Annotated in this window: 8 protein-coding genes; 2 read left to right on the forward strand and 6 right to left on the reverse strand. The window is 70.8% G+C overall.

Annotation, left to right across the window (positions count from 1 at the left end; translation table 11 throughout):
* The first annotated feature begins 181 nt into the window (after window positions 1–181).
* Window positions 182–841 carry an ATP-binding cassette domain-containing protein gene (locus E2651_RS39805; protein WP_245239508.1) on the forward strand — a complete coding sequence of 220 codons (660 nt, stop codon included), beginning with the start codon at window positions 182–184 and terminating at the stop codon, window positions 839–841.
* On the forward strand, window positions 838–1617 hold the full coding sequence (locus E2651_RS39810) for an ABC transporter ATP-binding protein (RefSeq protein ID WP_135336157.1): 780 nt from the start codon (window positions 838–840) through the stop codon (window positions 1615–1617). Before E2651_RS39805 ends, E2651_RS39810 begins: the two co-directional genes overlap by 4 nt.
* Before the next feature lies 1 nt (window position 1618).
* Here E2651_RS39810 and E2651_RS39815 read toward each other — a convergent pair whose 3' ends face one another.
* The 6 genes from E2651_RS39815 to E2651_RS39840 all read right to left on the reverse strand — a co-directional run.
* The gene (locus tag E2651_RS39815) at window positions 1619–2740 is read right to left on the reverse strand and encodes a PQQ-dependent sugar dehydrogenase (RefSeq protein WP_135336158.1); all 1122 of its coding nucleotides are present in this window, start codon (window positions 2738–2740) and stop codon (window positions 1619–1621) included.
* Window positions 2741–2743: 3 nt separating this feature from the next.
* Window positions 2744–3760: a chitinase gene (locus E2651_RS39820; RefSeq protein WP_135336159.1), complete on the reverse strand. Its 1017-nt coding sequence runs from the start codon at window positions 3758–3760 to the stop codon at window positions 2744–2746.
* A 160-nt stretch (window positions 3761–3920) separates the two neighbouring features.
* Complete coding sequence (gene pqqE / locus E2651_RS39825) at window positions 3921–5048, reverse strand: pyrroloquinoline quinone biosynthesis protein PqqE (protein ID WP_135336160.1); 1128 nt, start codon at window positions 5046–5048, stop codon at window positions 3921–3923.
* On the reverse strand, window positions 5048–5308 hold the full coding sequence (gene pqqD / locus E2651_RS39830) for a pyrroloquinoline quinone biosynthesis peptide chaperone PqqD (protein ID WP_135336161.1): 261 nt from the start codon (window positions 5306–5308) through the stop codon (window positions 5048–5050). The genes pqqE and pqqD overlap by 1 nt, the downstream gene beginning before the upstream one ends.
* Window positions 5308–6003, reverse strand: coding sequence for a pyrroloquinoline-quinone synthase PqqC (gene pqqC, locus E2651_RS39835; protein ID WP_135336162.1), 696 nt, complete (start codon window positions 6001–6003; stop codon window positions 5308–5310). The genes pqqD and pqqC overlap by 1 nt, the downstream gene beginning before the upstream one ends.
* Window positions 6000–6459: MBL fold metallo-hydrolase (locus tag E2651_RS39840; protein ID WP_245239509.1), on the reverse strand; the 460-nt coding region annotated here is incomplete at its 5' end. The genes E2651_RS39840 and pqqC, both read right to left, overlap by 4 nt.

The raw sequence follows: 6459 nt of genomic DNA on the forward strand, positions 1-6459 counted from the left end.
ACCCCGCCCCTTCCCGAAACTGGCTTCGCCGCCACCAGTTGCCGTCGATCACCGGCTTCGCCGAGTTCGTCCTCAAACGCCGGACGGGCTGGATGTTTCAGCCCCTCCGGGAAAGAAACCCCCCGCCATCGCCCTCCACGACCTGCACGCCGGATACGACGGCGCCCCCGTCCTCCACGGAGTGACCCTCACCGTCCACCCCGGAGAAATCGTCGCCCTCCTCGGCCCCAACGGGGCCGGAAAGTCCACGACTTGTCAGGCCGCCGCCGGGCTCCTGTCCCCCACCCAGGGGGCGATCCACGTCGCGGGACGCGAAGCCACCCGCGACGGAGCAGTCCACCGCTCCCGCGCCGGCGTCGTCCTCGCCCCCGAGGGAAGGGGAATCTTCCCGTCCCTCACCATCGAGGAGAACCTCGCCCTCCACCTCCCGGACAAGGCATCCCGCGAGGCCGTCTACGACCGCTTCGGCAGCCTCGCCGCCCGGCGGAAGATCACCGCGGGCTCCCTCTCCGGAGGCGAGCAGCAGATGCTCGCCCTCGCGCCCCTCCTCCAGCGCCCGCCCGCGGTACTCATCGCGGACGAGCCGTCCCTCGGCCTCGCCCCCCGCGTGGTCGACGAGGTGTTCCGCCTGCTCGGTGAACTCCGGGACGCCGGAACGGGGTTGCTCCTCGTGGAGGAGAAGGCGGCGGAGATCCTGGGGGTCGCCGACACGGTGGCGTACCTCGCGCAGGGCCGCGTCTCATGGTGCGGCCCGCGCTCCGAAGTACGGGCGGACCAGCTCACCGAGGCCTACCTGGGCATAGCCGCGCAGGGTCACACCGAAGGAGTGGGCAGGCCATGAGCGACGACCGCATCCTCGAAGCCCGCGGCATCGGCGTCCGCTTCGGCGGCGTCCGCGCCCTCGACCAGGTGGACCTCGGCCTGCGCCAGGGCGAGGTCTGCGGGCTCATCGGGCCCAACGGTGCGGGAAAGACCACCCTGTTCGACGTGGTCTCCGGCATCCGCCGCCCCGACGAGGGGCGGATCCTCCTGGACGGGGCCGACATCACCCGCCGCTCCCCCGTCTGGCGTGCCCGGCACGGCATGCGCCGCACCTTCCAGCGCCAGCAGCTCTTCGGCCAGCTCACCGTCGCCGACAATCTGCTGGTCGCGCAGGAGTGGCGGGGCGGCGGAGGCGGGTTCGCCGCCGATCTCCTGGCGGCGCCCACCCGGCGTGCACGGGAGAGGGAGAGGCGTTCGCGTGCCGCAACTGTGCTGCGCGAGTGCGGACTTGACGCCATCGGCGACGACTACGCGGGCGCTCTGCCCGTCGGCCGCGCCCGCATGGTGGAGCTGGCGCGGGCCGTTGCGGACCCGCCGAGGGTGCTGCTCCTGGACGAGCCCGCGTCCGGGATGACGGCCGACGAGCGGGGCCAGTTGTCGGCCGTCATCCGGCACCTCGCGGACGAGGAGGGCTGTGCCGTGCTCCTGGTCGAGCACAACGTCGCGTTCGTGATGGAGCTCTGCGCGCGCGTCGTCGTGCTCGACCTGGGCGGCGTCCTCGCCCAGGGCACGGCGGCCGAGGTGCGCGCGGACCCGAAGGTGCGGGACGCGTACCTCGGCACCGCAGCCGCATGAGCTATCCGATCGTCACCCGGAAGATCTGGTCGGAACCGTCGGGCTCTCCACCGTTGTTGTCCGCGTTGGTGGTGGAGAGCCAGAGCTGGTCGGCGCCCGGCACGGCGGTGACGGCGCGCAGCCGCCCGTACTCACCGACGTAGAAAGCCTTCGCCGTGCCGACGTCCTCGTTGTCGGCGCTGATCGGGATGCGCCACAGCCGTTCGCCCTTCAGCGCCGCCATGTAGACCGCGCCGTCCACGACGGCGACACCGCTCGGCGAGGCCTCCGCGACGCCCCAGGTCTTCTTGGGGTTCGTCATGCCGGAGACGTCGCACTCGCCCTCACAGGTGGGCCAGCCGTAGTTCGCGCCGGGCTTGATGAGGTTCAGCTCGTCCTTCGCGCTCTGCCCCAACTCGGCTTCCCACAGCCGACCTTGGGGGTCGAAGGCGATGCCCTGCGGGTTGCGGTGACCCATGCTGTAGGCGTAGTTGCCGAACGGGTTGCCGGGGGCGGGTTCGCCGTCCTTCGTCAGGCGCAGGATCTTGCCGTTGAGGGAGTTCTTGTCCTGTGCGAGGCCGCCGTCCTGGGCGTCGCCGGTGGTGGCGTAGAGATAGCCGTCGGGGCCGAAGGCCAGGCGGCCGCCGTTGTGGTACTTGTTCTTCTTGATCCCCTTGAGCAGCGCCTTGTAGTCCGTGAGTTTCGTCCCGTCGTACGTCATGCGGGCGATGCGATTGCCCTCGGACGAGGTGTGCATGACGTACACGTGGTGGTTGGTGTCCCAGTCCGGGTCGACGGCGACACCCATCAACCCGCCCTCGCCGCCTGTGGTCTGCGACTCGGGGACGGTGCCTGTCTGCGTCTTCTCCTTGCCGTCCCTGGAGACCAGCCAGACGCGGAAGTCGTCGCGCTCGGTGACCACAGCGGACTCGCCGTCGGGCGTCCAGGAGGTGCCCCAGGGAATCGTCCAGCCGGTGGAGATCGTCTCGATGTCCGTCGGTTCGCCGACCGCCGACGTCGACGCCGACGCCGGTGGCGCGGGGGCGGCGGACACGGCGGGGACGTACTGCGTGAGCCCGGCCACGAGCGCGGCGGCTCCGAGCAGGGCCGCTCTCTTCTTGCCGCTGATCTTGCCGCTGGTCATCGCTCAACCTCCGTACTGGGCAACGATTTTGGTGAAGTCGTACGGCTGTTGCGACACGCCGCTGCACGAGTCGCCGGGGCTTCCGCCCGAACCGCAGTCGCGGTCGCGGTTGACCGACCAGAAGGAGAGGCGTGCGATGTGGTGCTCCTTGGCGTAGGCGAGGATCGTCTCGAAGTCGCCCGTGGTGACGGTCTCGTCGGGCACGTCGGTCTTGCCGTTCATCGAGGAGACACCGATGTGCTGGTACGCGTCGGTGTCGCTGTAGCCGTAGGCGCTCTTGACCGCGTTCTTCAAACCCTCCATGGCGCTGACCGAGGCCCCGCCCATGGAGCCGCTGTGGCCGCCGAAGTCGAACGGCATGATGACCCAGGCATCGTTGTCGAGCCCGGCGGCGGCGCCTCTCTGGATCAGATCCTTGCCGGTGGCGTCGGGGCCTTCCGGGGTCGTGCCCATGGTCACGTAGGTGACGATCCCCGGGTTCTTCTCCTTCACGATCTTCAGGGCGTCGACGACCCGCTGGCGCACGGTCGCGTTGTTGAACTCGGTGTCCTCGATGTCGATGTCGAACGCTTTCAACTCGTAGGCGTCGATGACCTTTTGGTACGCCCCGGCGAGCGCATCGGCGCTGCCGCACTTCTCACCGAGCTTGGCTCCGCTCCAGCCGCCGACCGAGACGACGATGTCGCCGCCGGCGCCGCGTATGGAGTCGATGGCGGTCTCGTCGGAGCCGCCCTTCAGGGGGCGGCTGCCGTCCCAGGCGGGGTTGCAGCCGCCGTCGGAGAGGATGAAGGCGAGGGTGAACCACTTGACGCCGGTGGCGGCCATCACGTCGGTGGGCTGCTGCGGGTCGCCCCAGCCCAGGTACTCGTAGGGGGCGGCGTGGATGGTGCCCGCGGCCGTGGGGTGCGCCTTCGGGGGCGCGGCCGAGGACTGGGCGGCCAGGGTGAGGGAGGCGGTCGTGGCGAGGACTGCGGCGGCGGCCAGTGCGGTGGCCGTCTTTCTGTGGGGGGTGTGGGACATGGGGGGTGCGCTCTCCTTTGCCTTGTTTCCTGGTTGGGTTGCCTTGTTGCGTTGTTGCCTTGTTGCGCTGTTGCGCTGTTGCGCTGTTGCCTTGTTAGGAAGGGTTCCTAACGATCTGAGGGTGTGGGACGGGGTGCGCGTCCCGCGTGAGGAAGGGGGTCTACGTCTTCGGGTACGCCCGGTAGGCGAAGTCAGCCGCGCGGCCACCGGCGCCGTCGACGAGGGCGCGGACCGCCTCGTGGTCCGGCGAACGGTGGCAGGCGGGATCCGTGCGGGTGGCGTCGCCGGTCAGTGCGTACGCCTGGCAGCGGCAGCCGCCGAAGTCCACGGTGCGCAGCTCGCAACTGCGGCAGGGGTCACGCATCCACGCCTCGCCGCGATAGCGGTTGAAGGCCGCCGACTCCCGCCAGATCCAGCCCAGTTGATGGTCCCGCACGTTGGGCGCGTCTGCCGCGAGCAGCTCGCCGGCGGCCGGGCACGGAAGCACCGTGCCGTCCGGGGCGACCGTCAGCGAGATGGCGCCCCAGCCGCCCATGCAGGGCTTGGCGATCCCGTCGACGTAGTCGGGCGCCACCCACACCAGTTCCATGCGCCCCGCGAGCCGCTCCCGCCACCGCTCGACGCGTTCGCGGGCCCGGGCGGCCTGCTCGCGGCCCGGCAGCAGCGCGTCCCGGTTGCGCAGTGCCCAGCCGTAGAACTGGGTGTTGGCCAGCTCGACGCGGTCGGCACCCCAGGCGAGCCCCAGCTCCACGATCCCGTCGAGGGCGTCCAGATTGGCGCGGTGCAGCACGACATTGAGCCCGAACGGCAGCCCCGCCGCGCGTACGGCCCCGGCAGCGCGCTCCTTCGCGGCGAACGCCCGTGCACCCGCGATGAGTTGAGCGGATCTTTCATCGGCATGCTGCACGGACAGCTGGACGCTGCGCAGCCCCGCGTCGACGAGTGCGCCGAGCCGCCGCTCGTGCAGGCCGACTCCGCTGGTCACGAGCTGGGTGTGGATCCCGGCGTGGTCGGCGGCCGCGACGATCTCGGCAAGGTCCCGACGCAACAGGGGTTCACCGCCGGACAGATGCGTCTGCACGACACCGATACCCGCGGCCTGGCGCATCACGTCATCCCACTGCCTGGCCGTCAACTCCCGCCTGCGCTCGACAAGTTCAGTGGGGTTGGAACAGTAGGCACATCTCAGGGGGCACCCGTGGGTGAGCTCGGCGAGGAGAGCCCATGGCGGTGGTACGGGGCGAGGGCTCGGGCCCGCCGCGCCGCCACCGCCCCCGGGGATATCCATCACCGGAGCCACCCTTCCGACCGCAGCGCCGCGAGGAACCCCGGCACCTCGTCGGCCACCGGCGCATCCGGATGGCGGCACGCCAACTCCCGTACGATCTCGTCGACTTCACACTCGCCGTCGCACAGGCCCAGCACACTCCCCGCGGACCCGCGCAGCACGACCACCCGCTCGGGCAGCACCAGCAGGTCGACTCCGCGCACCCTGTCGTGCCGCAGGATCACGGAGCGGGCCAGCGCGGGCCGCCAGGTACCGGCCATCAGCCGCGCCCCGGCCCACGGTCGACCGCGTCGAGCAGCGTCCACAGGACGTCGCACTTGAAGCCGAGCGCGGCGACAGCGCGTTCCTGCTCCGGCCGCGTGCGTGCCCACTCCAGGACGAGGCCGAGCGCCTCCTGACCGTCCCGGCTGCCCTGTTCCACCCGGGTACGGAAGTACGCGAGGCCGTCCGCCTCGATCCACGGGTAGTGCCGCTCGAACGCGTCGATCCTGGTCCGCATGAGGTCCGGCGCGGACAGCTCGGTGAGCGAGGCGGCGACGGCGTCAAGGGCGGGCCTGAGGCGGCAGAAATTGACGTACCCGTCGACCGCGAGCCGCACGCCGGCCAGCACGCTGGAGACGTCGAGCAGCACCTCGCGCCCGACTCCCGCGGCCTCACCGAGCCGCAGCCACCGCTCGATGCCGCCGTCGCCGTCCTTCTCCCCGTCGTGGTCCTGGATCCGGCGCACCCAGCCGCGCCGCAGCGCCGGATCGTCGAACTTGGCCAGAATCAGGGCGTCCTTGACGGGGATGTACCGCTGGTAGTGGAAGCGGTTCACGATCCAGCGGCGCAACTCCTCGCGGGTGAGGGTGCCTTCGTGCATGCGTACGTTGAAGGGGTGCCGGTCGTGGTAGCGCTCGGCGGAGACGGCACGCAGCCGTTCCGTGAACTCGCCGGGTGTCCAGGGAGCCGTCACAGCTCGATCACCATCCGTTCCGCCGCGACTTCGATTCCCCACTCCGCGAGGAGCTTGTGCTGCTCGGCGTGCGGATTCCCCAGGGGATTGGTGTTGTTGAGGTGGGTGTAGAGGCAGCGCCCCGGCAGCCGGGCGAGCCGGTGCGCGGTGCCGCCGGGGCCCGTGACGGGCAGATGCCCCATGCGGGTGGCGGTGCGGGTGGAGAAACCGGAGCGCAAGGGCTCGTCGTCGTCCCAGAAGGTGCCGTCGACGAGGACGACGTCGGCATCGCGCACGGCTTCGTCGAAGGCGTCGGACCAGACGGCGAGGGAGGGGGCGTACAGCAGCGTCCGGCCGGTATCGGGATCGTGCAGACGGAGCCCCACGGACCAACTATCCCCACCGACCTCGGAGTTGACGGCATATCTGGGCCGCTTCCCGGACAGCGGGACGGCGCTGACCCGGACACCCCCGCCC

Origin of the sequence: Streptomyces sp. MZ04 (genome assembly GCF_004684775.1) — a bacterium.
Classification (GTDB): Bacteria; Actinomycetota; Actinomycetes; order Streptomycetales; family Streptomycetaceae; genus Streptomyces.